Annotated in this window: 33 protein-coding genes and 2 pseudogenes; 21 read left to right on the top strand and 14 right to left on the bottom strand. The window is 40.2% G+C overall.

Going from position 1 to position 25,288, the window contains the following annotated elements:
* Positions 1–540: 540 nt before the first annotated feature.
* Together D1367_RS05470 and D1367_RS32650 are read left to right on the top strand one after the other, a co-directional pair.
* On the top strand, positions 541–1,878 hold the full coding sequence (locus D1367_RS05470) for a calcium-binding protein (protein ID WP_118164202.1): 1,338 nt from the start codon (positions 541–543) through the stop codon (positions 1,876–1,878).
* An 83-nt stretch (positions 1,879–1,961) separates the two neighbouring features.
* On the top strand, positions 1,962–2,093 hold the full coding sequence (locus D1367_RS32650; protein ID WP_267255557.1) for a hypothetical protein: 132 nt from the start codon (positions 1,962–1,964) through the stop codon (positions 2,091–2,093).
* A 234-nt stretch (positions 2,094–2,327) separates the two neighbouring features.
* On the opposite strand, the gene D1367_RS05465 is transcribed toward D1367_RS32650, so the two are convergent.
* Complete coding sequence (locus D1367_RS05465; RefSeq protein WP_118164198.1) at positions 2,328–3,530, bottom strand: phosphoglycerate kinase; 1,203 nt, start codon at positions 3,528–3,530, stop codon at positions 2,328–2,330.
* 89 nt (positions 3,531–3,619) lie between these two features.
* Between D1367_RS05465 and D1367_RS05460 the strand changes: the two genes are divergently transcribed.
* Entirely contained in the window at positions 3,620–4,030 is a 411-nt protein-coding gene (locus tag D1367_RS05460; protein WP_118171141.1) for a universal stress protein, read from the top strand.
* A 20-nt stretch (positions 4,031–4,050) separates the two neighbouring features.
* Here the strand turns inward: D1367_RS05460 and D1367_RS05455 are convergent, their stop codons facing one another.
* The 3 genes from D1367_RS05455 to D1367_RS05445 all read right to left on the bottom strand — a co-directional run bounded on the left by D1367_RS05455 (position 4,051) and on the right by D1367_RS05445 (position 6,916).
* Positions 4,051–4,281 carry a substrate-binding domain-containing protein gene (locus D1367_RS05455; RefSeq protein ID WP_244944982.1) on the bottom strand — a complete coding sequence of 77 codons (231 nt, stop codon included), beginning with the start codon at positions 4,279–4,281 and terminating at the stop codon, positions 4,051–4,053.
* Positions 4,282–4,770: 489 nt separating this feature from the next.
* Complete coding sequence (locus D1367_RS05450; RefSeq protein ID WP_118164195.1) at positions 4,771–5,226, bottom strand: DUF1392 domain-containing protein; 456 nt, start codon at positions 5,224–5,226, stop codon at positions 4,771–4,773.
* Positions 5,227–5,788: 562 nt separating this feature from the next.
* Entirely contained in the window at positions 5,789–6,916 is a 1,128-nt protein-coding gene (locus D1367_RS05445) for a succinylglutamate desuccinylase/aspartoacylase family protein (protein ID WP_118164192.1), read from the bottom strand.
* Positions 6,917–7,637: 721 nt separating this feature from the next.
* On the opposite strand from D1367_RS05445, the gene D1367_RS30030 reads away from it, so the two are divergent.
* Genes D1367_RS30030 through D1367_RS05425 form a run of 4 tightly spaced genes read left to right on the top strand, consistent with a single transcriptional unit; the run spans position 7,638 to position 9,064 of the window.
* Positions 7,638–7,850 (top strand): hypothetical protein, encoded by a 213-nt coding sequence (locus D1367_RS30030; RefSeq protein WP_147337335.1) that lies wholly within the window; start codon positions 7,638–7,640, stop codon positions 7,848–7,850.
* 47 nt (positions 7,851–7,897) lie between these two features.
* Entirely contained in the window at positions 7,898–8,170 is a 273-nt protein-coding gene (locus tag D1367_RS05435; protein ID WP_118164184.1) for a hypothetical protein, read from the top strand.
* Positions 8,167–8,586: a type II toxin-antitoxin system VapC family toxin gene (locus tag D1367_RS05430; RefSeq protein ID WP_118164180.1), complete on the top strand. Its 420-nt coding sequence runs from the start codon at positions 8,167–8,169 to the stop codon at positions 8,584–8,586. Before D1367_RS05435 ends, D1367_RS05430 begins: the two co-directional genes overlap by 4 nt.
* A gap of 19 nt (positions 8,587–8,605) precedes the next feature.
* Positions 8,606–9,064: a hypothetical protein gene (locus D1367_RS05425; protein ID WP_118164176.1), complete on the top strand. Its 459-nt coding sequence runs from the start codon at positions 8,606–8,608 to the stop codon at positions 9,062–9,064.
* A gap of 27 nt (positions 9,065–9,091) precedes the next feature.
* Here the strand turns inward: D1367_RS05425 and D1367_RS31660 are convergent.
* The 5 genes and pseudogenes from D1367_RS31660 to D1367_RS05400 form a co-directional block, all read right to left on the bottom strand.
* Positions 9,092–9,262, bottom strand: a pseudogene (locus tag D1367_RS31660) (histidine phosphatase family protein); the annotation flags it as partial.
* 224 nt (positions 9,263–9,486) lie between these two features.
* Positions 9,487–10,008 carry a hypothetical protein gene (locus D1367_RS05415; protein ID WP_118164173.1) on the bottom strand — a complete coding sequence of 174 codons (522 nt, stop codon included), beginning with the start codon at positions 10,006–10,008 and terminating at the stop codon, positions 9,487–9,489.
* 106 nt (positions 10,009–10,114) lie between these two features.
* Complete coding sequence (locus tag D1367_RS05410) at positions 10,115–10,555, bottom strand: hypothetical protein (RefSeq protein WP_118164170.1); 441 nt, start codon at positions 10,553–10,555, stop codon at positions 10,115–10,117.
* A gap of 323 nt (positions 10,556–10,878) precedes the next feature.
* Complete coding sequence (locus D1367_RS05405) at positions 10,879–11,061, bottom strand: CsbD family protein (protein ID WP_099103871.1); 183 nt, start codon at positions 11,059–11,061, stop codon at positions 10,879–10,881.
* A gap of 529 nt (positions 11,062–11,590) precedes the next feature.
* Positions 11,591–12,055, bottom strand: a complete 465-nt coding sequence (locus D1367_RS05400) for a hypothetical protein (protein ID WP_118164166.1) — start codon at positions 12,053–12,055, stop codon at positions 11,591–11,593.
* 253 nt (positions 12,056–12,308) lie between these two features.
* Here D1367_RS05400 and uvrB point away from each other — a divergent pair, with 253 nt between their 5' ends.
* The 8 genes from uvrB (at position 12,309) to D1367_RS05360 (ending at position 18,014) form a co-directional block, all read left to right on the top strand.
* Complete coding sequence (uvrB, locus tag D1367_RS05395; protein WP_118164161.1) at positions 12,309–14,306, top strand: excinuclease ABC subunit UvrB; 1,998 nt, start codon at positions 12,309–12,311, stop codon at positions 14,304–14,306.
* Between the two features lie 327 nt (positions 14,307–14,633).
* A complete protein-coding gene (locus D1367_RS05390) occupies positions 14,634–14,846 on the top strand; it encodes a hypothetical protein (RefSeq protein ID WP_118164156.1) in 213 nt (70 codons plus the stop codon).
* A gap of 387 nt (positions 14,847–15,233) precedes the next feature.
* Positions 15,234–15,440, top strand: a complete 207-nt coding sequence (locus tag D1367_RS05385) for a type II toxin-antitoxin system HicB family antitoxin (RefSeq protein ID WP_118164153.1) — start codon at positions 15,234–15,236, stop codon at positions 15,438–15,440.
* Positions 15,437–15,658: a type II toxin-antitoxin system HicA family toxin gene (locus tag D1367_RS05380; RefSeq protein ID WP_118164149.1), complete on the top strand. Its 222-nt coding sequence runs from the start codon at positions 15,437–15,439 to the stop codon at positions 15,656–15,658. Before D1367_RS05385 ends, D1367_RS05380 begins: the two co-directional genes overlap by 4 nt.
* 270 nt (positions 15,659–15,928) lie before the next feature.
* Positions 15,929–17,053 (top strand): RNA-guided endonuclease InsQ/TnpB family protein, encoded by a 1,125-nt coding sequence (locus D1367_RS05370; protein WP_118164141.1) that lies wholly within the window; start codon positions 15,929–15,931, stop codon positions 17,051–17,053.
* Positions 17,054–17,151: 98 nt separating this feature from the next.
* Positions 17,152–17,346, top strand: coding sequence for a ParE family toxin-like protein (locus tag D1367_RS33215; RefSeq protein WP_420845986.1), 195 nt, complete (start codon positions 17,152–17,154; stop codon positions 17,344–17,346).
* Positions 17,279–17,443 carry a hypothetical protein gene (locus tag D1367_RS30500; protein WP_181985079.1) on the top strand — a complete coding sequence of 55 codons (165 nt, stop codon included), beginning with the start codon at positions 17,279–17,281 and terminating at the stop codon, positions 17,441–17,443. The genes D1367_RS33215 and D1367_RS30500 overlap by 68 nt, the downstream gene beginning before the upstream one ends.
* Positions 17,444–17,453: 10 nt before the next feature.
* Positions 17,454–18,014: a Uma2 family endonuclease gene (locus D1367_RS05360; protein ID WP_118164136.1), complete on the top strand. Its 561-nt coding sequence runs from the start codon at positions 17,454–17,456 to the stop codon at positions 18,012–18,014.
* On the opposite strand, the gene D1367_RS05355 is transcribed toward D1367_RS05360, so the two are convergent.
* The 3 genes from D1367_RS05355 to D1367_RS05350 all read right to left on the bottom strand — a co-directional run bounded on the left by D1367_RS05355 (position 18,011) and on the right by D1367_RS05350 (position 19,864).
* Positions 18,011–18,145: a DUF2281 domain-containing protein gene (locus tag D1367_RS05355; protein WP_244944981.1), complete on the bottom strand. Its 135-nt coding sequence runs from the start codon at positions 18,143–18,145 to the stop codon at positions 18,011–18,013. The genes D1367_RS05360 and D1367_RS05355 overlap by 4 nt on opposite strands.
* A gap of 764 nt (positions 18,146–18,909) precedes the next feature.
* Positions 18,910–19,074: a hypothetical protein gene (locus D1367_RS30495; RefSeq protein WP_181985078.1), complete on the bottom strand. Its 165-nt coding sequence runs from the start codon at positions 19,072–19,074 to the stop codon at positions 18,910–18,912.
* Between the two features lie 145 nt (positions 19,075–19,219).
* Entirely contained in the window at positions 19,220–19,864 is a 645-nt protein-coding gene (locus D1367_RS05350; protein ID WP_118171138.1) for a calcium-binding protein, read from the bottom strand.
* A 478-nt stretch (positions 19,865–20,342) separates the two neighbouring features.
* On the opposite strand from D1367_RS05350, the gene vapB reads away from it, so the two are divergent.
* The 6 genes and pseudogenes from vapB to D1367_RS05320 all read left to right on the top strand — a co-directional run bounded on the left by vapB (position 20,343) and on the right by D1367_RS05320 (position 23,133).
* Positions 20,343–20,588 carry a type II toxin-antitoxin system VapB family antitoxin gene (gene vapB / locus D1367_RS05345; protein ID WP_118164132.1) on the top strand — a complete coding sequence of 82 codons (246 nt, stop codon included), beginning with the start codon at positions 20,343–20,345 and terminating at the stop codon, positions 20,586–20,588.
* A pseudogene (locus D1367_RS33050) lies at positions 20,561–20,956 on the top strand (type II toxin-antitoxin system VapC family toxin). Before vapB ends, D1367_RS33050 begins: the two are co-directional and overlap by 28 nt.
* A gap of 66 nt (positions 20,957–21,022) precedes the next feature.
* On the top strand, positions 21,023–21,604 hold the full coding sequence (locus tag D1367_RS05335) for a Uma2 family endonuclease (protein ID WP_118164127.1): 582 nt from the start codon (positions 21,023–21,025) through the stop codon (positions 21,602–21,604).
* A gap of 1 nt (position 21,605) precedes the next feature.
* A complete protein-coding gene (locus tag D1367_RS05330) occupies positions 21,606–21,803 on the top strand; it encodes a hypothetical protein (RefSeq protein WP_181985077.1) in 198 nt (65 codons plus the stop codon).
* 77 nt (positions 21,804–21,880) lie between these two features.
* Positions 21,881–22,435, top strand: a complete 555-nt coding sequence (locus D1367_RS05325; protein WP_118164120.1) for a Uma2 family endonuclease — start codon at positions 21,881–21,883, stop codon at positions 22,433–22,435.
* Between the two features lie 131 nt (positions 22,436–22,566).
* Complete coding sequence (locus tag D1367_RS05320; protein WP_118164116.1) at positions 22,567–23,133, top strand: YdcF family protein; 567 nt, start codon at positions 22,567–22,569, stop codon at positions 23,131–23,133.
* Positions 23,134–23,143: 10 nt separating this feature from the next.
* Here the strand turns inward: D1367_RS05320 and D1367_RS05315 are convergent, their stop codons facing one another.
* Both D1367_RS05315 and D1367_RS05310 read right to left on the bottom strand, forming a co-directional pair.
* Positions 23,144–24,211: a glycosyltransferase family 2 protein gene (locus D1367_RS05315; RefSeq protein WP_118164112.1), complete on the bottom strand. Its 1,068-nt coding sequence runs from the start codon at positions 24,209–24,211 to the stop codon at positions 23,144–23,146.
* The gene (locus D1367_RS05310) at positions 24,208–24,972 is read right to left on the bottom strand and encodes a glycosyltransferase (RefSeq protein ID WP_118164109.1); all 765 of its coding nucleotides are present in this window, start codon (positions 24,970–24,972) and stop codon (positions 24,208–24,210) included. The genes D1367_RS05315 and D1367_RS05310 overlap by 4 nt, the downstream gene beginning before the upstream one ends.
* Positions 24,973–25,288 lie beyond the last annotated feature (316 nt).

Below are 25,288 nucleotides of genomic sequence, written 5' to 3'. Positions count from 1 at the left end.
CTGCTTGTTTTGGAACATCCAGAATTACCCTTGCATAATAATCCTACGGAGTTAGCTGCTAGGACTATGGTGCAGCGACGCAAGATTAGCTATGCTACCCAAACCCAACAAAGTACGAAAGTATGAGATATTTTTATCTCAATCAGATTTATTAAATTTTGAAACATTGGTAAAAAAGTTGACAGAACATTGGATTTCATGATATTTAAATAATTAGAACATGGGTTGAAAGAATTTTGGAAAAAGAACCCAAACATCTGTTCTAATTACTTACCATTTAGGTCATCAATTAAAGGACTTTCAAAAAATAAATTATCTAGTTTTTTAGAGTAGGCATCTCGCTCACCCCCAAGCAATGGCGGTCTTTTCGGATCAGCCCACAATAAATCAGTGGATTTTTTTATTTAGAAGTTATTAACCAAATAATTAGTGGTTTTTAACTTAGATTACACAAATGGGAAGTAATCTACATTGAACACATAAATAGTTCTTTGACTGAGGCTGAACTCACGTATTAGTGATAAATTCAGGAGAAATAATATGGCATTTTTTTTCGGTACTACAAGTCCTGACAATATTTCCGGGACTTCGGGAAATGACACCATAGTAGGTTGGGCTGGTAATGGTAATGCCAATAGTCCCTCAGGTAACGATATCTTGAATGGTTTGGCTGGTAACGATTCCCTTGCAGGTGGGACTGACAATGACACACTTGATGGGGGCTTGGGTGCTGACAGTTTGAATGGAGGAACAGGCGATGACACCTACATCGTTGACAGTGCTGTTGATACGATTACCGAAGCTGCAAATTCAGGCACAGATACCGTCCTGTCTTCTGTCACCTACACACTAGGCGCCAATCTGGAGAATCTGAGGCTGACGGGAACTAGCGCCATCAATGCGACAGGTAACAGTCTTAATAACATCCTCATCGGTACTAATTTGAGCCGCAACACTCTGAATGGAAGAGCAGGCGATGACTCAATAATCGGTGGTAGCGGCGATGATATCCTCAACGGTGAGGAAGGCGATGATAGACTACGAAGCGGACTTGACAATGACAGACTCAATGGCGGGTCTGGAGATGATGTCCTCATCAGTGTTTTTGCTGGTGGTTTTCCTGGTGGTAATCTGCTTCCACCTGGATTAGGGGAAACTGATACCTTGACTGGTGGGACTGGGGCAGATAGATTTATCCTGGGGGACTTCATAAATGTTTACTACGACGATAACAACAGTGCGAATCCTGGTTTTGGGGACTTCGCTACTATTACTGACTTCGACTCTAGCCAAGATCAAATTCAACTCAAAGGATCTCTACTGGACTACCGTCTAGAAGCTATTGGAAACAACACACGAATATTCTTAGACAAACCTGGAGCAGAGCCAGATGAAATTATAAGTGTTGTTCTGGGGAGAAACAATCTCACACTTGATAGTGATGACTTCCTTTTCAATTTTGAGGGGGAAATTGCTGGAAAAGGTACAAACAACTCACTGTTAACCTCTGAAGTGTTAGGTTCCTTGTCATCAGGCTCAAACGTTAATGCTTCAGGCCAGATAGCAACAGTTCAACCGGGAGACAATTCCGATTTCGACTTTTATAATTTTTCTTTAGCAAATTCAGGAACTGTCACTATCAGGACGGTGACATCGGGAGATTCAGTTCTCGGACTGTTTAACGATATTGGGACTTTGGTGCAAACTGACGACGATGGTCGCAGTGACAAGTCGTCATTAATTACCAGTTCGTTGAGTGCGGGTACATACTCCATTTCAGTGAGTAAATATCCTTTATTACCTGAAGATGGCGGAACTTTCTCTGGTAGCGGCTCTACACCTGATTTTTCTTATACGCTAGAAGTCAGTGTGGTATAAGAACGTTGTTAAATTAACAAAGTCTTGACATTAGGGACTTCCAAGTAAAAAAATATTCCATTGCTATTGTTCACTGTTGACCGTTGACCGTTGACGGTTCACGAGTTTTCAGTCAACAGTCAACAGTCAACAGTCAACAGTCAACAGTCAACAGTCAACAGTCAACAGTCAACAGTCAACAGTCAACAGTCAACAGTCAACAGTCAACGACTTGAATGTGGAATAATTTATTTTTTGGAGTTCCCTTAGAAAGCAGATTCAAGGATACTTTTCTTCCTGGCTAAGGGAACACGGCGATGTGTTCTCTTTTACTCTTGTAATTTTTGCGCCCATTCCAGCTATTTAGTCTGAATAAATTTTTCTGATATCGGGGGTTGGGAATTGGGTACTGGGGATTGGAAAATAGTATTTTTAATCTTATTCCCCAGTCCCTAGTCCCCAGTCCCTACTTACGCATCATCTAAAGCTGCAATTCCAGGCAATACCTTGCCTTCAAGTAACTCTAAGCTAGCGCCGCCGCCGGTAGAGATGTGGCTCATTTGATCGGCTAAACCAACCTTTTCCACAGCCGCTACCGAGTCACCACCGCCGATAATGGTGGTTGTGCCAGTTTTGCCAATTTCAGCAAGGGTATGAGCGATCGCTTCGGTACCTACCGCAAACTTATCAAACTCAAATACACCCATTGGCCCGTTCCAAATTACCGTTTTGGTATCTGCAAGGCTCTCTTGGAAAAATTTCACCGAGTCTGGCCCAATATCCAAGCCCATCCAACCGTCGGGGATATTCTCAATACTAACGGTTTGAGAATTGGCATCAGGGGCAAAGTTATCTGCCACTACCACATCTGTGGGAAGCAATAAAGCAACGCCCCGTTCTTTAGCCTTAGCTTCCAAAGACTTCGCTAGTTCTAGCTTGTCTTCTTCTACCAACGACTTACCAACATTCAAACCACGGGCTTTGTAGAAGGTGAAAATCATCCCACCACCGATGATTAGCTTGTCGCACTTCTCCAGCAACGTTTCAATCACGCCTATTTTACTGGAAACCTTGGAACCGCCAATAATTGCCGCCAAAGGACGTTGGGGATTTTCAATAGCGTTTTGCAGATATTGCAATTCCTTCTCAACCAAATATCCAGCCACAGAAGGGCTGAGGAATTTAGTCACACCTTCGGTAGAAGCATGGGCGCGGTGTGCAGTACCAAAAGCATCATTTACATAAAAATCAGCATTAGCTGCCAATTTTTTCGCAAATTCTGAGTCGTTTTTCTCCTCTTCTGGGTAAAAACGGACATTTTCCAGTAACAGCACTTGGCCATTTTCCAGGGCGCCAACTTTAGCTGCAACTTCATCGCCAATGGAGTCATCAGTTTTAACGACTTCTTGCCCCAGTAACTCCGAGAGACGCTTGGCAACGGGAGTTAGGCGTAATTTGTCATCCACACCTTTAGGACGGCCAAAATGGCTGGCGAGAATGACCTTAGCACCCTTCTGCGTCAAATCTCTGATGGTTGGTAGAGCGGCGCGAATGCGAGTATCGTCGGTAATGTTGCCTTGATCGTCCACAGGCACATTAAAGTCAACCCGCACTAAGGCACGTTTCCCAGATATATCAGCCGAAGATAAACTTGCTAAACTTTTTTTGGACACACCAAACTCTCCTGATTGCCTTTTTGTTATTGTTTTGAAAGTAGAACCATCAAGATTTTACCGGAGTCAGGGGTACCCAAGTGACAGAGATATTTAAGACAGTACTATTTCCTATCGATCAAAGCCGGGAAACGCGGGAAGCTGCTGATGTGGTGACCAACGTAGTCAAAAAGTACAGCAGTCGCTTGGTGCTGCTGTCTGTGGTGGAAGAACCACCAAAAGATGCGCCTAGTGCAGATGATCCGATGGTGTCACCAGAGGTAGTTGCCAAGCTGCTGTCCAATGCCCAATCTTTATTTTCTGGGCAAGGAATTCAATCTGAAATCCTGGAAAGGCGGGGTAAACCAGCTTTTACTATCTGCGATGTCGCTGATGAAATCGGCGCTGATTTAATCATTATGGGCTGTCGGGGGCTAGGCTTGACTGAAGAGGGAGCGGATGATAGTGTTACCACTCGCGTGATTAATCTTTCCCCTTGCCCAGTGCTGATTGTGCCCTAGCAGTGACCGCAAGGCAAAAGTCAAAAATCAAAAGTCAAAGAACCGAGAAAGCTGACGAAATGCTCGCCTGGTCTTCCCGCAGCTTCACGGTCGATGAGAAATACTGGTATTTTTGCCGCTCTCGCTGTTTCGAGAGCAGGTGTAAGACCCTCATATTCGCGTGGCGCGAGAAATATGGCCTCGACTTGTCGGGCGATTAAATCTTCGATGTCGGAAAATTGCTTCGATGTCTGCCCCTGAGCATCCGTCATCAGGAAATCGTAAGTTTTCTTACGCTTGGCAGCTTCCTCTTCCTATAAAAATACTCTACTGATTTATTTGCCTCAGTAGAGTATATAGATGTACATGTATCTTATGCCTCTAAACATTATCTTATCCAAGAGTAAATCTTTATACTACAGTGTAAATACTGCTGTTTTGAACAGCACGCGACTTGTGACGGGTGTGGACACGAAAACGGCGATATTTCTTGAAAGTGGGGTGAGTTGTTCAAAATATCATGCGTCGTCAGCCTGGTATCAAGATAGTGCTTTAAAGAAGTTCAATAATCTGGTAGTAAATGCGGAAAGTTGAACATTAGCAATGACGCAAAATTTGGAAAGTAATATCGGATTTGGGATTTGGTTAACTCACTATTAAAATTCAATCCCAGCAATAGGAAATCAACCCAAACAGTTAAGCGCCCACTCGGATAAACGCGCTAACTTTTTTGGTAAAACTCCAAAAACATCGTCATACAGTCATACATTCACTTTTACTAAATCCACATCCGCAAGCCAGATAATTCTACTTTGAGCCGATGCCATTTCTGACAAAGTTGGGGAACGCCATTCTACTGCATAAAGCCAATTGTTTTTCAGGCTAAAAATCCCTTGAATAATCCGCCGTGCTGGTTCTTCACTAAAATCAACTTCCACCACATCCCCTAATTGAAAAGCTGGTGTAGGAACTGTGGCTTTTTCCACTAAGTTTGTTCCAGAAAATTCTTCTTGAGACAAGTAGAGTATTTCACGACAGCAGATAATGGCATAAATCCATTCCTCTTTCTCCCATTGGACACCACAACAGTAGCCTGATATATCAGAGTTTGATAAGAAAACTTTTTCCAGGATTTGAACTGCTAATGGTGGCATGGCTTTTCCCCACGGTAGAGAACTATGCCAACAAGATTCTAAAGTGACAATTTGATTAATCATGCAAAGCAATCTCTTTTTTATACATAAACTACTTTGCACTTGTGTAATCCGGATGTAATTTCAAAATCCAGTCACAGCAGCATTTTATTGACGCTCAGTCAAAAATTTACCAAGCCCATAAATTTATTTAGGGGGCAAGGGGACAAGAGGAGAAATCAGATGGGGATTCAGATCCGAATGGCACGCTTGTAAAGCCCAAAGGCTTATGTTGCCTCGTTAAGAGCCTGGAGGCTGGGAATGTATTCCGAGAGGTTCTACCTCACGTCAAGCCACTGGAGGCGGAGCCTCCCAGCATGAGTTAAGAGCCTATATGGAACGGAAAACTACCTTTAAACTTAGTATTTACGCACGAGTTACAGAATAACGAACCGCAGAGGCGCAGAGGGCACAGAGAAATGAGAGTTTGAGAGATATTTTGCGTAAGTCCTAAAACCATCTCAGAAATAAATTCTCTATTTTATACCGATACAACTCAATTTTAGCCTTATTAGTCTCATAAAATTCACACGCCAGTTGTATCTCCCTTTGCCAGAAGGGGGAAGAGACGCTTGCAAAAAAACTCCTAACTAATAACTCCCAAGACAAATTCACCTTCATTCACAGCTTGATTGGTTGCAACATCATAAACTAATCCATCTTGTTGAGCGTAGACATCAATTACACTAGGTAACTTACCTTCTTTATTAAAACTGAGAATTTGATACAGCTTTTGTCCAGCTTTGACTGTACTACCTAATTCGATTCTGGATTGAATCATACCACCTGCGATCGCATAATATTTTTTCCGGTTGCTGCTAGATGCAAAAGTCATTTCATGGGTTTTTATATCATCTGATAAATCAGGAATTTGCAGTACACCTTTTTGGGCTAAATAGTTTTTTACACCTCGTATACCTTTATCAACTGAATCAGGGTTCATTTGCATTCCTGAGCCTAATTCTAGCGTCCAAGCTTCCACATCAAACTTGATATCTCTACCCAACTCTTTAAAACAAGCTTCTAGTGCTAACCAAGGTTTGATAAAAGCTTCATCAAAAGCATCACCATCGTATTTATCAAGTAAGATCCCGAAATCGAGTAAGAAGTATTTTGCACTATCTTCTCGATTTCGGAAGTAATAAACGTAGTCTAAAGCTTGATTGGTAGAACTATGTAAATCAATTAAGTAGTCTGCATCTAAACTGAAATTTTGCAACTTATAGCTAAAAAGCTCAGTGTATGGCACTGCACTAGGAGAATTAATTTTTTCTAAAATTTTTGCAAATTTTTGCTTAATTATAGTTAGATAATTTTGTCGAATGACCTTTGGATCAATATGAAGTTGAGATTTAGTAAAAGCTACTAAATCATCAGCTTCTTTCTCGTAATCCCAAAATATGCGATTCCAGTCTTTGGCTTCGTAAATGCAATATCGTCCAGGGGAAAAATGATGAGCGCGTTCATTTGTACCCATTGGATTACAAACGGGAACCAGCCAAATTTCTCCAGTTAAATCTGTATCATTTACTGTTAATAAAAACTCAATTAGCTGGTGAATTACGGCATTACCAGCAATTTCTGCACCGTGCAGATTAGATTGAATGTATACCTTTTTACCAGGTTGAGCGCCGATGAATTTGTATAGTTGTAAGTAGAGGCGATCGCCCAAAGCCATTTGACGTAATACAATGCTTTCAATAACTGGTAGCATAAAACAACTCGGTGATGATTTGAGTAAATTATCGCTGTATCTGTACTGTTAAAATAGGACTTACACAAATTACCTCTCAAACTCTGATTTCTCTGTGCCCTCTGTGCCTCTGTGGTTCGTTATTCCGTAACTTGTGCGTAAGTCCTATAAAACTCTAACCCAATAGAATAATCAGCTAAGGGACTTCCAAGAAATAAATTATCCAAATCAACGAACCACAGAGACGCAGAGAACACACAGACAGGAGAAATAGAGAATATCTATGATTTAGCGCGAACACTCAAACAGTTAGGCGAAAGTCAGTTTCAAGCTATTTGGTATAAGGGGACGGGTGAAGAGTGCGCGGGTGATCTGCGTCAGGTAATTTGGACAGTGCGAGATAGGCTAGAAACAGAGTCTTAGGGTGCAGTGCAAGATTTATTGCCAACGTCAAATCATTCATAAGTTTTATTTAAGCATTGCTTGCGATGTCTACGACGGGCTACGCCTACGCACACAGCGCACTACCCTAAAGAGCGATCGCATAAGCTTTTGTCAAAAAGTTGTAACTTTAAGCCTTAATGTCGTAACCTTAAGCCTTAATGTCGTAACCTTAAGCCTTAATGTTGTAACCTTAAGCCTTAAAGTTATAGCGTTAAGCCTTAAGGTTATAAGGTTAAGCCTTAAGGTTGTAACGTTAAGCCTTAAAGTTATAGCGTTAAGACTTAATGTTGTAATGTTGGTGACGACAAGACATTCACTTATAACTGCGATCGTTGATTCAGGTACTATTTTGCAACCAGTTCCATCCTTTGAGTCACAGCCAGAAAAGCCGAAAAGACAAACAAAAATCAAAGCTTTACAAGGCTGGTTTGAAAAAACACAACCTACGCCTTCTGATTTTGACCCAGACCAAGCCAGATGGGAAGCTTTAAAGGAGAAACATAATCTGTGAAATTGCCTGAAATATTATTTAATTATATATAGATGAGGAAAAGCAATATGCAAGCCTACAAGCTAAACGCCACAATTGACGAATCAGGTCATTTAATTATTGACGAACCTCTAAATATTGCTCCTGGAAAAGTGGAAGTGATTATTTTGCAGCCAGTTCCATCCTTGGAAACTTCTACTGAGTCACAGCCAGAAAAGCCGAGAAGAAAGTCTAAAGTGAAAGCATTTGAAGGTTTATTTGAAAATGCCCCACCGACACCACCAGACTTTGACCCAGACCGAGCCAGATGGGAAGCTTTAAAGGAGAAACATAATCTGTGAAAATCTTGTTAGACACCAACATCATTGTAGATGATGCCCTTGAGCGTGAACCTTTCCTAGAGGCAAGCGAACAAGTGTTGGTGCTAATTGAGCAAGGACAGGTAGAAGGTTATATTTCCGCTTCAACTTTTAGTGATTTGTATTACATCATCCGCAGGGCAAGAGGTCGAGAGTGGACACTTACTTATTTAAGGCAGTTGGTCAACTTCTGCCGTGTCGCTACTGTAGAAAGTACCGCAATCAATATGGCACTAAACCTTAATTTTAGAGATTTTGAAGACGCTATTCAATACAGCGCTGCGGTACTCAATCACTTGGATGCTATTATTACTCGCAACCCTAGAGATTTTCCAGTTGCTACTCCCAGAATTATCACACCTGAAGAGTTGATTCAGGAACTAACAAATACTCAATAAATAATTAAGTCAAATATATATGAATGCTCAATTAACCCCTGTCGAAATCCAAGAATTTCAGCAACTTCTGCCAAACGACACCCCAGCCCAACAAGCGCTTACTACCCTGCAACAACACAACGGCAATCTAGAAAGCACTTTTGATGAACTTTGGCAAGAGAAAGTCGGCAAAACAGATTATAGTAAGGGCAAAAAATCCCTTTTACAGCTGACCCTGAATGAAATCCGCGCGGAAATCTGTGGTGATGATGGTTTACAGGGCAAAATCAAAGAATACACTAAGAATCCTGGTAGTGCTTCTCTGCTCAATAGTATTATTGGCTCACTGGTGGCAGTTGCAGCAGTAAATGGAATACCGATGGATGGAGCGATCGCCACAATTGTCGTATTATATATTTTAAAAATTGGAATAAACGTTCTCTGCAAATACACTGAGCCAGATAGCGAGGGGGAGCAAGGTAAAAATAATAACTCTTAACTCTTAACTCCTAACTCCTAACTTCTCTCACGTCCCCGGTAAATTTCGCAAACCCTGATCCAAATGACTACGGTCTGCCAAAACCTTTACCAGCGGCCCATGTGAGCTAAATTCCACAACACTGACCGAAGCCACAGGGCATCCCAACCGAAAACGGAAGCGTCCCACGTCAACCCCCAGAAAACTACACAGAAGAATAGGGAACTCCAAAAAATAAATTATTCCACATTCAAGTCGTTGACTGTTGACTGAAAACTCGTGAACCGTCAACGGTCAACAGTGAACAATAGCAATGGAATATTTTTTTACTTGGAAGTCCCTAAGCGATCGCTTATCTGGCTCATTTTAATAAGCAAAAAATAAAGGTGGGTAATATAACCCACCTAATCTCTTACTCATCCTCCAAACTTAAAATTCAGAAGTTACTTGCGACCACCCAACCACTTAGCCGCCGCAATTCCGAGAATGCCTGCTACTACAGGATTGCTGAGAAACTTGATAATCCCTGGTTGCTCCGCCAACACTTCGCGGAAAATATCGGGGTGGTTGTGATACACAAAGGACGCTAGTTTGCTAACATCATCAGCACTCATGCGGCTGGGGTGGTGTGTAGAAAGCCCCAACTGTTGCTCTAGATGCTTCTCGTCTAGTTTTCTTTCCTTCAAGTGTTTGAAAAAGGCTCTTGCTACATCATCCCGTTCATTGGGTTTAATTTGTGCGATCGCCTGTTGTAATTCTGGCTCCATTTGGCTGGTTGGAATGCGATCGGGATGTAAAGATTTACCAAATAAGTGGCGACGTTGATCTGGTGTTGTCCGTTGAGCAAAATCATCAAAATTTTGATATTCCGCCGTTGATTCGGCTGTAGTATCATCCAGAGATTCAACATCACCTTTAGCCAAATCTTTCATTATTTGACGCTTATAATCTTCGCTGGTTGCCACTTTACTTATCTCCTTTTTTTATCAAATTCTTTGGATGGCTAATATTTCCAAGCCTTAATTCCAAATTTATCAAACTATCTTCAAGTTTCCATTGCAAATACAGCAATTAGGTATATTTAACTTGATTAGTTTGAGTGTCATATTCAGTAGTCAAAATCAATTGCTTATCAGGTGCGTAAATCAAAACCTTTAAATCTTGTTTTGGAAAGTTTTTATGAAAACCTTGAACTAAAGATTTTGCTAATGGTCGCACTTCATTAGGACGAACTTTAGGGGAAATCACAACACCTAGTTTGTTGTTATCACGAACAAAAGCGTCCTGAACTAATCCTTGAGATGCTTGCACAACCCAGTTACCAAAGGTTTGTCCTCCTGGGGTATTGCCTCGCTCTAACTCTGCATAAGTTACATCTCGGCCAATTGCTGAGGGAGTAGTTGGGCGGTCAAGTTGTGATACCGCACCACCACCACAGGCGGTAGTTATCATCAGTACTCCGATTAAAAGGAAAGTCGCCAATATTTTGCGACCTTGCTGAAGCAGAATCATTTTTTTCCTCCTGATAAAACACTTTAAACAACAGATAGAATAAGTTGTATATTCAAACTAATTGCTTGCATTTATAAACTTGGAATTTTATAGAGGTTATTCCTCTAATTTGTAATACATTTCATTTTTAATGCAGAGACGTAATTTATTACGTCTCTACAAAAAATTCTGCCAATCAGGCTGGTTCTCTAACTTTCCACACTTGCTAAGAGGAGAAGAAAGAGGTATAGACTTGAATCTTCAATCCTTCATGCTTTTTTGCAAAAATGGAATCCACCCCATTTATATTCCTATTTTTGCAAAAAACTTGATTGAATTATTGATTAGTCAATATTTTTCTTGACATTATCTTTCACGTCTTCAATTCCATGACGGACTTCGCTTTCAGCTTGCTTTGCTTTACCTTTAGCTTTATCTTCTGGATCTCCAGTGACATTTCCTAAAGCTTCTTGGGCTTTACCTTCAACATTTTTAGCAGCTGCTTTTGCGCGATCTTCTATGCTCATTTTGTACTCCTGATTTAATCAAAAACTTATTTCAAAGTTTGTTTACAGCTTTGAAATCTTTTGTTATTACCTTTACACACTAGCTTAAAGTTTTTGCTAAAGCCTTCCACCACAAGGCAGATTCAATAATTCGTAATTCGTAATTCGTAATTCGTAATTAAGAAAGTTAGTTGTAGTAAGCGTTCTGGGTGTTGGTTGAATATAAAATAAAGTAAGAATAGTTTAGTTGCCTATGCTAAAAGACATAGAACAAGTGCAAATACAGGGCTATTTCATTCTCATTTAGCCCGCCTTAGAATAAATTCTGAGGCTAATAACAAAAGTCATCTAAAGATGACTAAGAAAGGTTTTTAATCCACTTTAGTGGACTTAAGCTATGAGCCGAGGAACTTTAGTTCTGGGCGGTTTATGTTTAGAACGAAATAGCCCTAGTGCAAATCTGGTAATCCCTTTTTTTGACTGTTTAACTAAAAAAACCCAGCTTCTACACGAAGCTGGGTTTATAAAGTTATGGGGATATTTTATTGTTCTAATCTAGGAAACCCATCAGGCTTTCAGAGTTGTCAACCTCATTTGATGCTATTGGACGATTACCGAAGGTGGAATAGCTTTCATCAATTACCAATAAACTTGAGCCAATTGGACGAATCCCAGAGAGATTGATACTTTCAACAACTTGGAATGTATTAGCACCAATTGGACGAATGCCCATTGAGTTATATGTTTCAACTACTTCTAAGGTACTGGTGCTAACGGGACGCACCCCAGCAATTGAGAGGTGTTCAGCAACTTCTAAGTCGCTAGCCCCTATGGGACGAATTCCAGAAATGGCGAGTGTTCCCGAAGCTCCCACTGGCAGTTCATTAACTTCATCGACTTTCTCAGCATTCAAGCTCTGGTCTTGTTGATTTTCAACTTCCTCTGTTGTTTCCCCTGGAGACTTGGCATACTTTTGCCGAGAACTGGTTGCTTTGCCAGTGTTGCTAATAGTCATAAACGAAGACCTCTGGTTTGTTAATTGAATTTTACAATAATTAAGGAAGAATGAAATTTTTTCCCATATACCTTAGAGTTTAACCTTAAAAAACCTCATATAGATATAAGAATCTTTAAAACTGATACATAAGTAAATTTAAATTAATAAGTTTTGTAAAAATTTATTACTATTTATTTGCTCTAATAACCCCGCTACAATGGATACAGGGCGGAATCGTCACCATGAGATAGGGTATTTCCAGCAAAACTGTATGACAGAATTTTGTCTTCAAGCTCCCTTTAGTCCCACAGGCGATCAACCAGAAGCGATCGCACAACTGACTGCTAGTATCCAAGCGGGTAATCGTTACCAAACTTTACTCGGAGCTACTGGAACTGGTAAGACATTTTCGGTAGCAGCAGTTATTGAGAAAATTGGCAAGCCTACTTTAGTTCTGGCGCATAATAAAACCCTTGCTGCCCAGCTTTGTAACGAGTTGCGAGATTTCTTTCCCAACAACGCAGTCGAGTATTTTGTCAGCTACTACGATTATTATCAGCCAGAAGCGTATATTCCCGTTACCGATACTTATATTGAAAAAACGGCAGCGATTAATGATGAAATAGATATGTTGCGGCATTCAGCGACGCGATCGCTTTTTGAACGCCGTGATGTCATTGTCGTTGCTTCCATCAGTTGCATCTACGGTTTGGGTATGCCAGCAGAATATCTAAAAGCTGCCATCCCCCTTCAGATAGGTATGGAAGTAAATCAACGCCAAATTTTACGGGATTTGGCAAATGTTCAATATAGCCGCAACGACATAGAAATGGGTCGGGGAAAATTTCGCGTCCGAGGTGATGTCTTAGAAATTGGCCCAGCTTATGAAGACCGAATTATTCGTGTGGAATTTTTTGGTGATGAAATTGACGCGATTCGCTATATTGATCCGGTGACAGGTGAAATTCTCAAGAGTTTGGAAGCGGTGAATGTCTACCCTGCGCGTCACTTTGTCACCCCAGAAGAACGGTTAGAAGTAGCTTGTAATGACATTGCAGCAGAATTAAAACAGCAAAAACTAGACTTAGAACAAGCTGGTAAATTATTAGAAGCGCAACGCATAGATCAACGTACACGCTATGACTTAGAAATGCTGCGCGAAGTGGGTTACTGCAACGGCGTTGAGAATTATTCCCGTCACTTAGCAGGAAGACAAGCTGGAGAATCACCAGAATGTTTAATTGATTATTTTCCCAAAGATTGGCTATTAATTATCGATGAATCTCACGTTACAGTGCCACAAATTCGCGGCATGTATAACGGCGATCAAGCAAGAAAAAAAGTTTTAATTGAACATGGATTTCGGCTTCCTAGCGCTGCTGATAACCGTCCTTTGAAAGCAGAAGAATTTTGGCAAAAGGTCAATCAGTGTATTTTTGTTTCCGCAACTCCCGGAAATTGGGAATTAGAAATTTCTGAAGATCATGTAGTTGAGCAAGTGATTCGACCAACTGGGGTGGTTGATCCAGAAATTTCTGTGCGTCCCACAGAAGGACAAATTGATGATTTGTTAGGCGAAATTAAAGATAGAGCCGATCGCCATGAACGAGTGTTAATTACCACATTAACTAAGCGGATGGCGGAAGATTTAACCGAATATTTGCAAGACCACGGTATCAGGGTAAGGTATTTACATTCCGAGATTACTTCTATTGAGCGCATTGAAATTTTACAAAACTTGCGCGAAGGGAAATTTGATGTATTAGTTGGTGTGAATTTGCTGCGGGAAGGGTTAGATTTACCCGAAGTTTCCTTAGTAGCAATTATGGATGCAGATAAAGAAGGTTTCTTGAGAACCGAGCGCTCCTTAATTCAAACTATTGGTAGAGCCGCGCGTCACATCCAGGGACAGGCGATTTTGTATGCCGATAATATGACAGGTAGCATGATTAAAGCTATTGATGAAACAGATAGACGGCGTGGTATTCAAACAGCACATAATCGACTGCATGGGATTACACCGCAACCAATTATCAAAAAATCAAGTAATGCAATTTTGGCATTTTTAGATGTATCTCGGCGGTTAAATGCAACTGACTTGAAAGTTGTCGATGAACATATAGATGAACTGCCATTAGAACAGATTCCAGGGTTGATTACTTTGTTAGAAACGCAGATGAAAGAAGCAGCGAAGAAACTGGAATTTGAAGAGGCGGGTAAATTGCGCGATCGCATTAAGCATCTGCGGGATAAAATGTTAGGACGTTAACGTGAATCTTATGCTCACAAATCAGTAATTGCCCCCACTTAAATAATTCGTAATTCGTAATTCGTAATTCGTAATTAAGTTTTGTAACGGGGATTTAGACCCCGACCCAAAACTTGCTACCTAAGATTGTTGGGGTATTAAACCCTATCCTTCATTCCGTGAAATCCTTAAATCAGTTAAATCAGTGATAAAGGTTATTACGTCAACCGTTATGTGACAAAGTTTTATTAAGAATCTAGTCACCAGTGCAACTTGATGATTGCTCGGAACCAGAACCAGATGGTCTTGCTATAATGCTTTCAAAATTCTAACTTTTAATAGATCCCTATGACCTCCCAGCAACTTGAAGAACGCTCTCAACAACTCGAAGCGCGAGTTGCAACTTTGGAGAAAGAACTGGCAGAAATGAAACAGATGTTGTATGGGTTTGTCCAGAAAAAATCTCCTTGGTGGTTAGAAGTCGCAGGTAGCTTTGAAAACGATCCTACCTTTGAGGAAGCGGTTCGCTTTGGACAAGAATGGCGGAAATCTGCTGAGTAGGTTGTTAAGACTGCAAGATGTATAGAACAGAAGACTGGTCAAGAACATAGGGTAAATGCAACAGCGTAACCCCTTCTCTGACTGAATACCTTACTTTGATACACAGAAAGTTTCCGCACAACAAATAGTTAATGACAAGCTTCAGCGATCGCATTAAACATCTGCGGGATAAAATGTTAGGACGTTAGTGCTTGGTCAGGGTAGCAATAAAAATAGTGCAGTTTGAAACCGAAGCAACCGAAAATTGAATAGATGGGCAATGAAGATGCGTAGATGCCCAGAGAAATATACAGTTTGAGGTTGAAATGAACAGTAGAAGGCAGATTTAGGAGGCTTACTTGATAAGATCAAGAACAGTTATACACATTTTTTATTATCGAGTAGAATATGAGACAGGTAATTGTGTATCGAGATGAAGATGGTTGCTGGGTTGTAGAGTGCCCAAGCCTAAAAGGTTGTATTAGCCAGGGTAAGACTAAAGAGGAAGCCCTTTCCAATATCAAAGAGGCAATCGCAGGTTACATCGCCGCGTTGCAGGAGGATGGTTTACCTGTTCCAGAAGATAACTTTGAAACGTTTCTGGTACTCGTGTGAGCAAACTACCGAGTATTTCAGGAAGAGATTGCGCCAAAGCGTTAGAAAAGGTGGGTTTTTACGAAAAGCGTAGGCAAAGTAGCCATATTATTCTACGACGAGATGAACCGTTTGCTCAAGTTGTTGTCCCAGATCATCAGGAATTAGCTAAGGGTACGTTGCGGGCAATAATTCGGGATGCTGATTTAAGTGTAGAGGAATTTATTGCATTGCTATAGGGCGGGACTGGGTGAAGCGATCGCATTAAACATCTGCGGGATAAAATGCTAGGACGTTAACCTGAATTTTACCGAAAAAATGGGTTTAAAGCCCCGTCGTTCTACGACGGCTTTTGTTTAATTTCCGAATTATTTCTCTGAATACATCATTTTGGGTGCGGTCTGTTTGGGTACAGTATTCAAGAAGTATTTTATATTCTTCATCAGAACATCGCACAGTTAATTTTTTCATGCCGTCATAATGCCGTCTATTAATGGTACAATATTAGCATGAAAACACTGAAGTTCAAGTTATATCAACACAAGCGTAATAGATTGCTCAAACGCATGATTAATGCGAGTGGTGTAATCTACAATTATTGTATTGCTCTCCACAGACGCTATTATCGAATGTGGGGAAAACACTTGAACTGTGCAAAACTTCAGGCTCATATTGCCAAGTTGAGAAAGCGTAATTCTTTTTGGCAATCAGTAGGCTCTCAAGCAGTGCAAGACATTTGTCAACGTATTGAAAAAGCCTACCAGTTATTTTTTAAACACAATAAAAAGGGAGTTAGACCACCGGGGTTTAAGAAGGTCAGAAAATATAAATCATTCACCTTAAAGCAAGCTGGTTATAAGTTTCTGGGTGGTAATCGAGTTAAAATTGGCAGTCGAGTTTATCAATTTTGGAAGTCTAGAGAGATAGAAGGAACAGTCAAAACTTTAACTATCAAGCGCACACCATTGGGTGAGTTGTTTATGGTTGCGGTTGTTGATGAAGGTGGTAAACCAGAAGTTGAAATTAAGACGGGTAAAATCGCTGGTTTTGATTTTGGGTTAAAAACATTTCTCACTTGCTCAGATGGTACAACAATTGAGTCTCCCCAATTTCTTAAGCAATCGCTGAAAATAGTTCATAGTGCGAGTCGTCACCATTCCAGAAAACTAAAGGGATCAGCTAACCGAGAACGGGCTTTTGAAAACTTAGTACGCAAATACGAAGATATTTCTAACCAAAGACGCGATTGGTTTTGGAAGTTAGCTCACGAGTTAACTGATAAGTTTGATATTCTCTGCTTTGAAACTTTAAATCTCAAAGGGATGCAACGACTTTGGGGTAGAAAAATATCAGACTTAGCTTTCGGTGAATTTCTACAAACCCTTGAATGGATTGCCAAAAAGAAGAAAAAGAGGGTTATTTTCATCGACCGATGGTATCCCAGTAGTAAGACTTGTTCCCACTGTGGAAACGTTCTAGAAAGTTTGGATTTGTCTGTTAGAGAGTGGCGTTGTCCGTCATGTCAATCCGTGAATGGGAGAGACGAAAACGCTGCACGTAATATTCAAGCAGTCGGGGCATCGACTGCTAGCTTAGGTGATGTCAGACAGGCTATGCCTGCAATTGCTGTTTGAAGCTAGAATCCCTGCCCTTATAGGGCGGGGAGTATGTCAAGAAGGTATTTCGCAAGAAACTTGATGAACTTCCTGCATCAGTTCAAGAACAAGCGGCCATTGCCTATGCTCTTTGGCGTTCAGATCCTTACCACAATAGTCTTCAGTTCAAACGAGTTAGCCAGCGCCAACCAATATATTCGGCTCGTGTTAGTTTAGACTACCGCGTTCTTGGCTTGTTACAGGATGATCATATTTACTGGTTCTGGATTGGCGCACATGGAGAGTATGACGAGTTGCTTCAGAGGTTGTAGCGCCAGCAGCCTAACCTTTAGCTTCTCCAAGCGCGTAGGCGTAGCCCGTCGTAGCGATCGCATTAAACATCTGCAAGATAAAATGCTAGGACGTTAACGTGAATCTTATGCTTACTAATATTCGCCTAATTAGTGTTCGAGAATATCACAAAATGGCGGAAACGGGAATTTTTCATCCTGAAGAACGCTTAGAATTAATCGCGGGACAAATCATCAGAATGTCAGCAAAAGGTACTGCTCACGAATCAGCAATTACCCGCACAGAAAGGTTATTACGTCAACGGTTGGGTGACAAAGTTTTATTAAGAATCCAATCACCAGTGCAACTTGATGATTATTCAGAACCAGAACCAGATATTGCAGTGGTGAAGCTGAATCCATTAGATTATGAGGATCACCATCCCAATGCTTCAGAAGTATTTTTACTGATTGAAATAGCTGATTCCAGTCTTAAATATGATCGAGAAGTAAAAGCGATCGCATACTCTAAGTCAGGTATTATTGAGTACTGGATTTTAGATGTCAATGGGCGTAAGTTGTATATGTATCGTCTCCCCAGTCCAGACGGATATCACAGTGAGAGCATACTTGCAGAGGATGTGACAATTTCACCTTTAGCTTTTGGTGATTGTGCGATCGCTATTCGGGAATTATTGCGTAAAGTTTAGGAGGCGATCGCCAGAAAGCATCTGCGGGATAGGTGCTTGGTACGAGTAAATTCAGCAAAAGTCAAGACCTCGCTGGCTTGCTCTTGGGGAAGGGATTTAACGAGTGCGTAAATCTGTTCAGCGATGTTCATAATCGGGTTTGAGATCAATGGGGACTTCCAAATAAAAAAATATCCAATTATTTATTGTGGGGTGGGCGACACGAGAGCCCGTAATCAAGGGCGCTCATGTTGCCCACCCCACAAGATTGTATAGTTTATTTCTTGGAAATCCCAATGGCATCAAGCATCTGCCAGATAAACTATTGGGACGTTAGAGGTCTAATATATTTTAACTTCATGAAAGCTTCAGTTCCTTCATGATAGCTTTAATGTTAAGGCTTAATGTTGTAACCTTAAGCCTTAATGTCGTAACCTTAAGCCTTAATGTTGTAACCTTAAGCCTTGATGTCTTAACCTTAAGCCTTGATGTTGTAACCTTAAGCCTTGATGTTGTAACCTTAAGCCTCAATGTTGTAACCTTAAGCCTCAATGTTGTAACCTTAAGCCTTAATGCTTGATGGCTAGTGCAGTGGCATCCAACGATCGCCGTTGTTTAAGCAAAGCTTTCATTAAGATACAAAGGGCTAGACTTGAGGGCGCGTAGGCGTAGCCCGTCGTAGACATCGCCAGAAAGCATCTACGGGATAAAATGCTAGGACGTTAACCTAAAATCTTATGCTTTTTAGTATATAAAAGTTATTACGTCAAGAGATAGTTTACAAGATATTATAAGGGAGTTCCAAGAAATAAATTATCCATCTTGTGGGGTGGGCAACATGAGCGCCCTGAATATGGGACAGGTGAGGACACCCATCCCACAAGAAAATTTGGGATGTTTTTTTATTTGTCAGTTCCTAAAGTAGTAGTAGGTTGGGTGCAGGCTTTGCGTAACCCAACATTCTGATCATCAGTTGGGTTGCGCTCCGCTCCACCCAACCTACGTCTACTTTGGTGCGATCGCCAGTGATATCAAATCTGGTTAAATGCAGATAGTTAAATTGTTGTTTGTTTCTGGTCACCAGTGGTAATAAGTTAGACCACGAATATAAATCACGCTCGTTAGATAGTAGCTTGCAACGTTGAAATAAAACGGACTCTAGCTCATCTAAGGAATCAAATGACTATCGCCTGATTCGTGACAGGCCATAACCGCACACACGGTTTCTAGAAAATGGTGATGATACCACTGGAAATCGGGAGTGAGCCGAAAATAGAGGAAACTCTCGCAATCTGAGTGTCTTCAACGAACAGTGCGCCTGTACTTCTGTCGAATGTAATCGCATCGAGAGCGTCTGTATCTATTCCGAAACCTTCGGCGGAAATCCAAATCTCATCATCAAAGTAGTCGAAGTCAGTGATGGTATCAATTCCTTCATCTAGGGAATTAAAGTAAAATCTATCGTCACCGGCTCCGCCTGTAAGTACGTCCCTGCCCAAGCCTCCAACTAGGACGTCATCACTGACATTACCTTCTAACACGTCATTGCCATCATTGCCAATCAGGCTATCATTGCCAGCGCCACCGAAAAGGCTGTCAGCACCCGCCCCACCTTCTAAGGTGTCATTACGGGTGCCGCCAGTCAGCACGTCGTTGCCATCATTGCCAATCAGGCTATCATTGCCAGCACTACCCAAAAGGCTGTCATTACCAGTACCACCATTTAAGATATCGTCACCCAAGCTGCCATTCAGGGTGTCATTACCAGACGGGCTATCAGCATTGCCACCCCTAGCCCATCCATATAATATGTCATTTTCCGAAGTTCCATTTATTGTTTCAGAACCTGTGGTGCCGAAGATAGTTGCCATTTTTGTTTTTTCCTAACTTTCCTAATTGATGGTCAAAGTGAGCTTATCACATTACTAGTAGGCGATCGCAAGTCACCCAACTCTAGAAAATTCGTTGATATTGTGATAAGCTAAAAAACATCTAATTTGCATAATCGAATTAAATATAACTCTTGTGGGGTGGGCAACATGAGCGCCCATATACAAGGGCGGGCGAGACGCCCACCCCACAATAAGTAGTTGAGTATTTTTTTATTTGGTATCGTCCTGATTTGAGCCGTTAATGAAAAGTTTCGGCGATCGCATTAATCATCTGCGGGATAAAATGTTAGGACGTTATTATGGCGATGTCGAACTGCGACAGATTCTGTTAAAACGATAAGTTGCGATCGCCCATTTGTACCGCGAAGTGCAGTTTGAAACCGAAGCCACCGAAAAATAAAATCCCTTCCAGAAATTCCCCTAAAATTACAAGCAGGAGAAACTCTCAGGAGAAATCATGGCTATTGATGCAGAAATTTTACAAACACTAGATCAAATGCCAGAGCCACTTAAACAAGAACTCTTGCATTATGCCAAATATTTAGTTGAGAATTATTCAAAGGCCATTTCTCAGGAAAGTATACTACAACAAAAGCGTCGATCTGGCATCTTAAAAGGAACTTTTGTTTTACCTTTGCCTGATGACTTTGATGAACCTCTCGAAGTTTTTAAGGAATATATGGAATCAGTGCTTTCCTTTTAGATACTCATGCCTTTATCTGGTTAACTGAAAATGACTCCAGCCTTCCAGAGAATCTGAGGATGATGATCAATAGTGCAGATATCGTTTATCTGAGTATCGCTAGTCTTTGGGAAATTGCCATCAAGTTGAACCTTGGCAAATTATCGCTTCAACGGAGCTATGAAACGATAGGTTCTGCGATCGACGCTTGAGATATCCTCATACTTCCGATATCTTTTGCCGATACGGTTCAAGTTCGGAATCTCCCACTACATCATGGTGATCCATTTGACCGAATGTTGATTGCACAGGCAATGAATCACTCCTTAATTATCATTAGCAGGGATAAAAAACTCGATGCTTATTCTGTTGAGAGGATGTGGGAATAGTCATACCAAAAGAGAAGGCTCTTTTTTCGCTATCCTAGAAAAGTAACTCATTCCCCGAAGGCTACGATGGTTGCTTTACCTGACAACACTTTGATGAGTGCAGAAGAATATCTGCTTTGGGAACCTACCCAAGAGGAACGCTACGAGTATTGGGATGGCGAAATTGTGATGATGAGTGGTGCTACACGCAACCATAATCGGATTTCTCTCAATTTCTCAAAGCTTTTAGATGATGCTCTAGCGGATCGCTCCTGTGAAGTGTACATTGTAGATGTAAAGGTACAGGTAGAACCGGGGCAAAAGTATTTTTATCCAGATGTTGTGGTAACTTGCGATGAACGAGATGACGATCCACAATTGGTACAATTTCCCTGCTTAATTATCGAAGTGCTATCACCTTCAACAGAAGCAGTCGATAGGGGGAAAAAGTTTGCCAAATATCGCCAATCTCCAACCTTGCAAGAATATGTCTTAGTACAAGTAACTCAACCAGTTGTAGAAGTGTTTCGGCGCAATGAACAGGGAAAATGGGTGTTGTCGGAGTATAATTTGGATGAAATATTGCGACTGGAATCTGTAGATGTAGAAATAGCGATCGCTGACTTGTACCGCCAAGTGCAGTTTAAAACCGCAGCCACAGACAATTGAATTGATGTGGTTAGTTTTAGCGATCGCACTTTTATTAACTAGTATCATTCCTGTGAGGATTGCGATCGCTTTGCATCAAACCCCAGTACCACAGGCTATTTTTGTGTTGAGGGATGCAGTTGAACGGATGACGTTTGCAAGGCAAGGCGGCGAAGGAGACGATTTTGGTGGCGAGAAGGGAGCAGGAAGAATAAAATAAATTATTTTTGGTGTTTCCTAAGTGCCTACAAAGGATAAAATATTAAAAGACTGGAGATTTTTCGTTTCATCAAAGCGATGACAACAGCAACCTCTTTGACTCTCGAAGAATTTCTCAAACTGCCGGAAACTAAGCCAGCCAGTGAATTTATAAATGGTTGTGTTTCCCAAAAACTTATGCCTCAAGGTAAACATTCGCGCTTGCAACTGAAGTTTTGTGATGTAGTTAATAATGTTGCAGAAACAGCGAAAGTTGCCCTAGCTTTCCCAGAATTGCGTTGCACTTTTGCTGGACGCTCGATTGTTCCAGACGCTAGCGTGTTTCTTTGGCAGCGAATTCCTTTTGATGCAGATGGTGAAGTACCCAATGCCTTTAAAATTTATCCTGATTGGACAGTAGAAATTCTTTCACCCGACCAGAAAGCTACTAAAGTTATTAGTAATATTTTGCACTGTCTCAAACATGGTACTAAGTTGGGATGGTTAATTGACCCTGAAGACCGAATAATTTTAGTATTTATTTCTGGACGAGAACCTGTGGAGTTGACTGGTAACGATACTCTTCCGATTCCTGAATTTTTAACGCTTGATTTGACCGTCGAGCATGTTTTTGGCTGGTTGAAAGTAGGCTGATTTTTATTTTGGCTTGGGTTTTTAAAATCACGATTATAGCAAAAGCCTTGGTGATTAGGACATCAACAGATGATAAAACTTAGACACAAAAAGACTTTTCATCCAGTAAAGAGTCCCTTGCTATATATGAAATGAAACGCAAGTTGAAATTGGTAAAGTGGGTTTTAGCGATCGCTCTTCTATTATCTAGTATAATTCCTGTGAGGATAGCGATCGCTTTTTATCAAACCCCAGTACCACAGGCTATTTTTGTGTTGGGGAGTGCTTCTGAGCGGATGAAGTTCGCGGCGCAATTTTGGCAGTATCACCAGAATTTAGATATTTGGGTTTCTGATTTTCCTTGGAATTTAGAGAATAATCGCCGGATATTTTTACAGTATGGTGTTCCCAATGTAAAGTTACATTTGGATGGTAGAGCAACGGATACTGTGACTAATTTCACGACTTTGGTAGAATATTTCGCTCACCAGAGGTTACAGCATATATATTTGATTACGTCAGATTATCACATGAGACGGGCGCAGGCGATCGCAACTATTGTTTTGGGTAGCCAGGGGATTGCAGTTACACCTATAGCGGTAGCTTCTCAAAATCAGCCATCAGAATCAATGATAAGAGTATTGCGAGATTGTGGGCGATCGTTTGTGTGGATTGTGACTAGGCGGAGTGCTGCCAGTTTTAACTCTCGTTTGAGATAATCTCTTTTATCTACCAACCTGTAACTCTCATAAATCTGCGTCTAAATAGCTGATATGCGTAGCCAGAAAAGTGAGCAAGTGGCATGGTTAGCAACGTAACTCCACAGAAAAACCACAGATTTAAACAAGAAGGAAGTTCGTCTTTGCCACCGCGCCAAAGCTCTGTAGTAAAGTTGTTACGGAATTTTAAAGTTGTGCGTAAGCTTTCCCCGAATGGAAAAACTAAGGCACTCAAAATCAATGCTTCTGTATGTAGAGATAACTGAGGAACGATGAAATCAATCAGCGATAACAACAGCGTTGCTGATATAAATAAAAATGGTAGCTTTCCTCTCAGTTGCAACTGATTTTTGTGTTTAATACTAGTTAAGTAACGTCCTCTACCGTATTTGAAGTATTGAACATAAATAGATTTCCAAGTTTTTCTAGGATAGTACCATACATGTATATTTGAACTTATATAGATAGCTTGTGGATTTTTGTTCAATAATTTTTGATTTAATCCGGCATCCTCATTGGTAATTTGTGAAGTGTCAAATCCAGAAGCATCACGTAATTCTTTTGTCCAAAAGCAGCCTAAATAAACTGTGTCAGCATAGCCGTTATAGTTAGGATTTCTATATTTAGCTCCACCACTGCCTAAAAAGCTTTTAGAAGCCAATGCAACCCCTGCTTGAAAGGGAGTTTTAGCTACAAATCTTTGTGCGCCACCGACGTTAAGGGCTTTAGAGTCTAGTAATGCTTCTACACATCGTTCTATATAGTCTGGTGCATAATCAGAGTGAGCATCGGCTCTGAGAAATATATCACCTGTGCATTCTTTAAGTATCAAATTTAGACCAGCCGATTGAACTTTTAACGGATTGTGTAGCAGCTTGACTCTAGAATCTTCTAATGAGAGTTTATTGACAATATCTAATGTGTCATCAGTACTACCACCATCAGCCACAATTATTTCAATTAATTTTGGATATTCGGTTGTTAAAAAACCTCTAATCAGACGTTCTATATTCCCTGCTTCATTGTATGCAGGGATAGCTAATATCAAGCTTGGATAATCTATATTTGAAATACTCATAAATATAGCTTAAATGGGATCATTAAGAAACGTTTAATTGCTTTTATAAAGCCAACAGTATCAATTTTAAAATTACGTTGACTGTCATATATAAAGTATTTTTTTCTAATATCGCTATGTGCTTTATGAACTTGAAACACTTTCAGAGAAGATACACCTGTAGTATCGTAGTATGAAACCGGAAATTTTAGAAGGTATGGTGGTTCGATTAAAGAGGCTCTAATGTTAAAGTCATAATCCATACCTAAAGTAAATGTTTCATTATATAAACCTACTTTTTCTAAAATTGTTCTAGTAAAAATAGTAGACTGATGACATATAGGATTACCATATAAAAATAATTCTTGTCGCCATTCCCCATACTGCTTAATATGTCTTTTCAAATATCCTTTACGGCTAACTGAAATAGTTTCTCCAAATGCCCAAAGCCAGTTATGATTATTATATGAATCTACTATGTTAGTTATAGTTTTTTCATCTACTAGTAAATCTCCTGCATTCAAAAATATTACTAAGTCTCCTAATGAATAACGTAAACCTTGATTAAAAGCTTCTGTAATACCAAGTTTTTGTTGATAGTATATTTGACAATTTTTTGTATGAGAAAATTTTCTAATTACTTCTGCGGTCAAATCTGTTGATTGACCATCAATTATGATGTGATTAATTGAAGGATAATTTTGACTGCTGACGTTTTTGAGAGTTTTATAAATAATATTTTCTGCATTTCTAGCTATTGTTATTACATCGCATATAGTCACTGAAGGCTACTCCTAAATATTTACAATTAATACTTATAAATTAAAAGTGATTAAGGCTTGACGATTTTAATTAATTTTGTTTAATTTAATTTGCTCATAATCATAAATTTTATGACTTACCATATCACAACGATTCTGATTATCAATAATATAAATCATTGTAAAAAATATAGTATATTGAACGATCATAAATGAACCATTAGATAATAATCCTAAAATATATATAGAGATAAAAATATCTTTATCTTTTAAATTTGCAAACATAATGTTTAATAAGAAACAAGTCAACACAATAATTCCAGAAAACAATCCATAA

The organism is Nostoc sphaeroides (genome assembly GCF_003443655.1).
Taxonomy (GTDB): domain Bacteria; phylum Cyanobacteriota; class Cyanobacteriia; order Cyanobacteriales; family Nostocaceae; genus Nostoc; species Nostoc sphaeroides.
Note: the sequence above shows the minus strand (reverse complement) of the source record. Positions and strands in the feature narration are given on the sequence as shown.

Bases quoted from the DNA above. Each gene is read 5' to 3' on its own strand.
- D1367_RS05445 (WP_118164192.1), bottom strand. From the start codon at position 6,916: ATGCTACCAGTTATTGAAAGCATTGTATTACGTCAAATGGCTTTGGGC.
- D1367_RS05410 (WP_118164170.1), bottom strand. From the start codon at position 10,555: ATGATTCTGCTTCAGCAAGGTCGCAAAATATTGGCGACTTTCCTTTTA.
- D1367_RS05405 (WP_099103871.1), bottom strand. From the start codon at position 11,061: ATGAGCATAGAAGATCGCGCAAAAGCAGCTGCTAAAAATGTTGAAGGT.
- D1367_RS05350 (WP_118171138.1), bottom strand. From the start codon at position 19,864: ATGGCAACTATCTTCGGCACCACAGGTTCTGAAACAATAAATGGAACT.
- D1367_RS05370 (WP_118164141.1), top strand. From the start codon at position 15,929: ATGAAAACACTGAAGTTCAAGTTATATCAACACAAGCGTAATAGATTG.
- D1367_RS05325 (WP_118164120.1), top strand. From the start codon at position 21,881: ATGACAACAGCAACCTCTTTGACTCTCGAAGAATTTCTCAAACTGCCG.
- D1367_RS05355 (WP_244944981.1), bottom strand. From the start codon at position 18,145: ATGAACATCGCTGAACAGATTTACGCACTCGTTAAATCCCTTCCCCAA.
- D1367_RS30500 (WP_181985079.1), top strand. From the start codon at position 17,279: ATGATCATATTTACTGGTTCTGGATTGGCGCACATGGAGAGTATGACG.
- uvrB (WP_118164161.1), top strand. From the start codon at position 12,309: ATGACAGAATTTTGTCTTCAAGCTCCCTTTAGTCCCACAGGCGATCAA.
- D1367_RS05360 (WP_118164136.1), top strand. From the start codon at position 17,454: ATGCTTACTAATATTCGCCTAATTAGTGTTCGAGAATATCACAAAATG.
- D1367_RS05335 (WP_118164127.1), top strand. From the start codon at position 21,023: ATGGTTGCTTTACCTGACAACACTTTGATGAGTGCAGAAGAATATCTG.
- D1367_RS05400 (WP_118164166.1), bottom strand. From the start codon at position 12,055: ATGACTATTAGCAACACTGGCAAAGCAACCAGTTCTCGGCAAAAGTAT.
- D1367_RS05315 (WP_118164112.1), bottom strand. From the start codon at position 24,211: ATGAGTATTTCAAATATAGATTATCCAAGCTTGATATTAGCTATCCCT.
- D1367_RS05425 (WP_118164176.1), top strand. From the start codon at position 8,606: ATGAATGCTCAATTAACCCCTGTCGAAATCCAAGAATTTCAGCAACTT.
- D1367_RS05455 (WP_244944982.1), bottom strand. From the start codon at position 4,281: ATGACGGATGCTCAGGGGCAGACATCGAAGCAATTTTCCGACATCGAA.
- D1367_RS05390 (WP_118164156.1), top strand. From the start codon at position 14,634: ATGACCTCCCAGCAACTTGAAGAACGCTCTCAACAACTCGAAGCGCGA.
- vapB (WP_118164132.1), top strand. From the start codon at position 20,343: ATGGCTATTGATGCAGAAATTTTACAAACACTAGATCAAATGCCAGAG.
- D1367_RS05385 (WP_118164153.1), top strand. From the start codon at position 15,234: ATGAGACAGGTAATTGTGTATCGAGATGAAGATGGTTGCTGGGTTGTA.
- D1367_RS05470 (WP_118164202.1), top strand. From the start codon at position 541: ATGGCATTTTTTTTCGGTACTACAAGTCCTGACAATATTTCCGGGACT.
- D1367_RS05320 (WP_118164116.1), top strand. From the start codon at position 22,567: ATGAAACGCAAGTTGAAATTGGTAAAGTGGGTTTTAGCGATCGCTCTT.
- D1367_RS05450 (WP_118164195.1), bottom strand. From the start codon at position 5,226: ATGATTAATCAAATTGTCACTTTAGAATCTTGTTGGCATAGTTCTCTA.
- D1367_RS05435 (WP_118164184.1), top strand. From the start codon at position 7,898: ATGCAAGCCTACAAGCTAAACGCCACAATTGACGAATCAGGTCATTTA.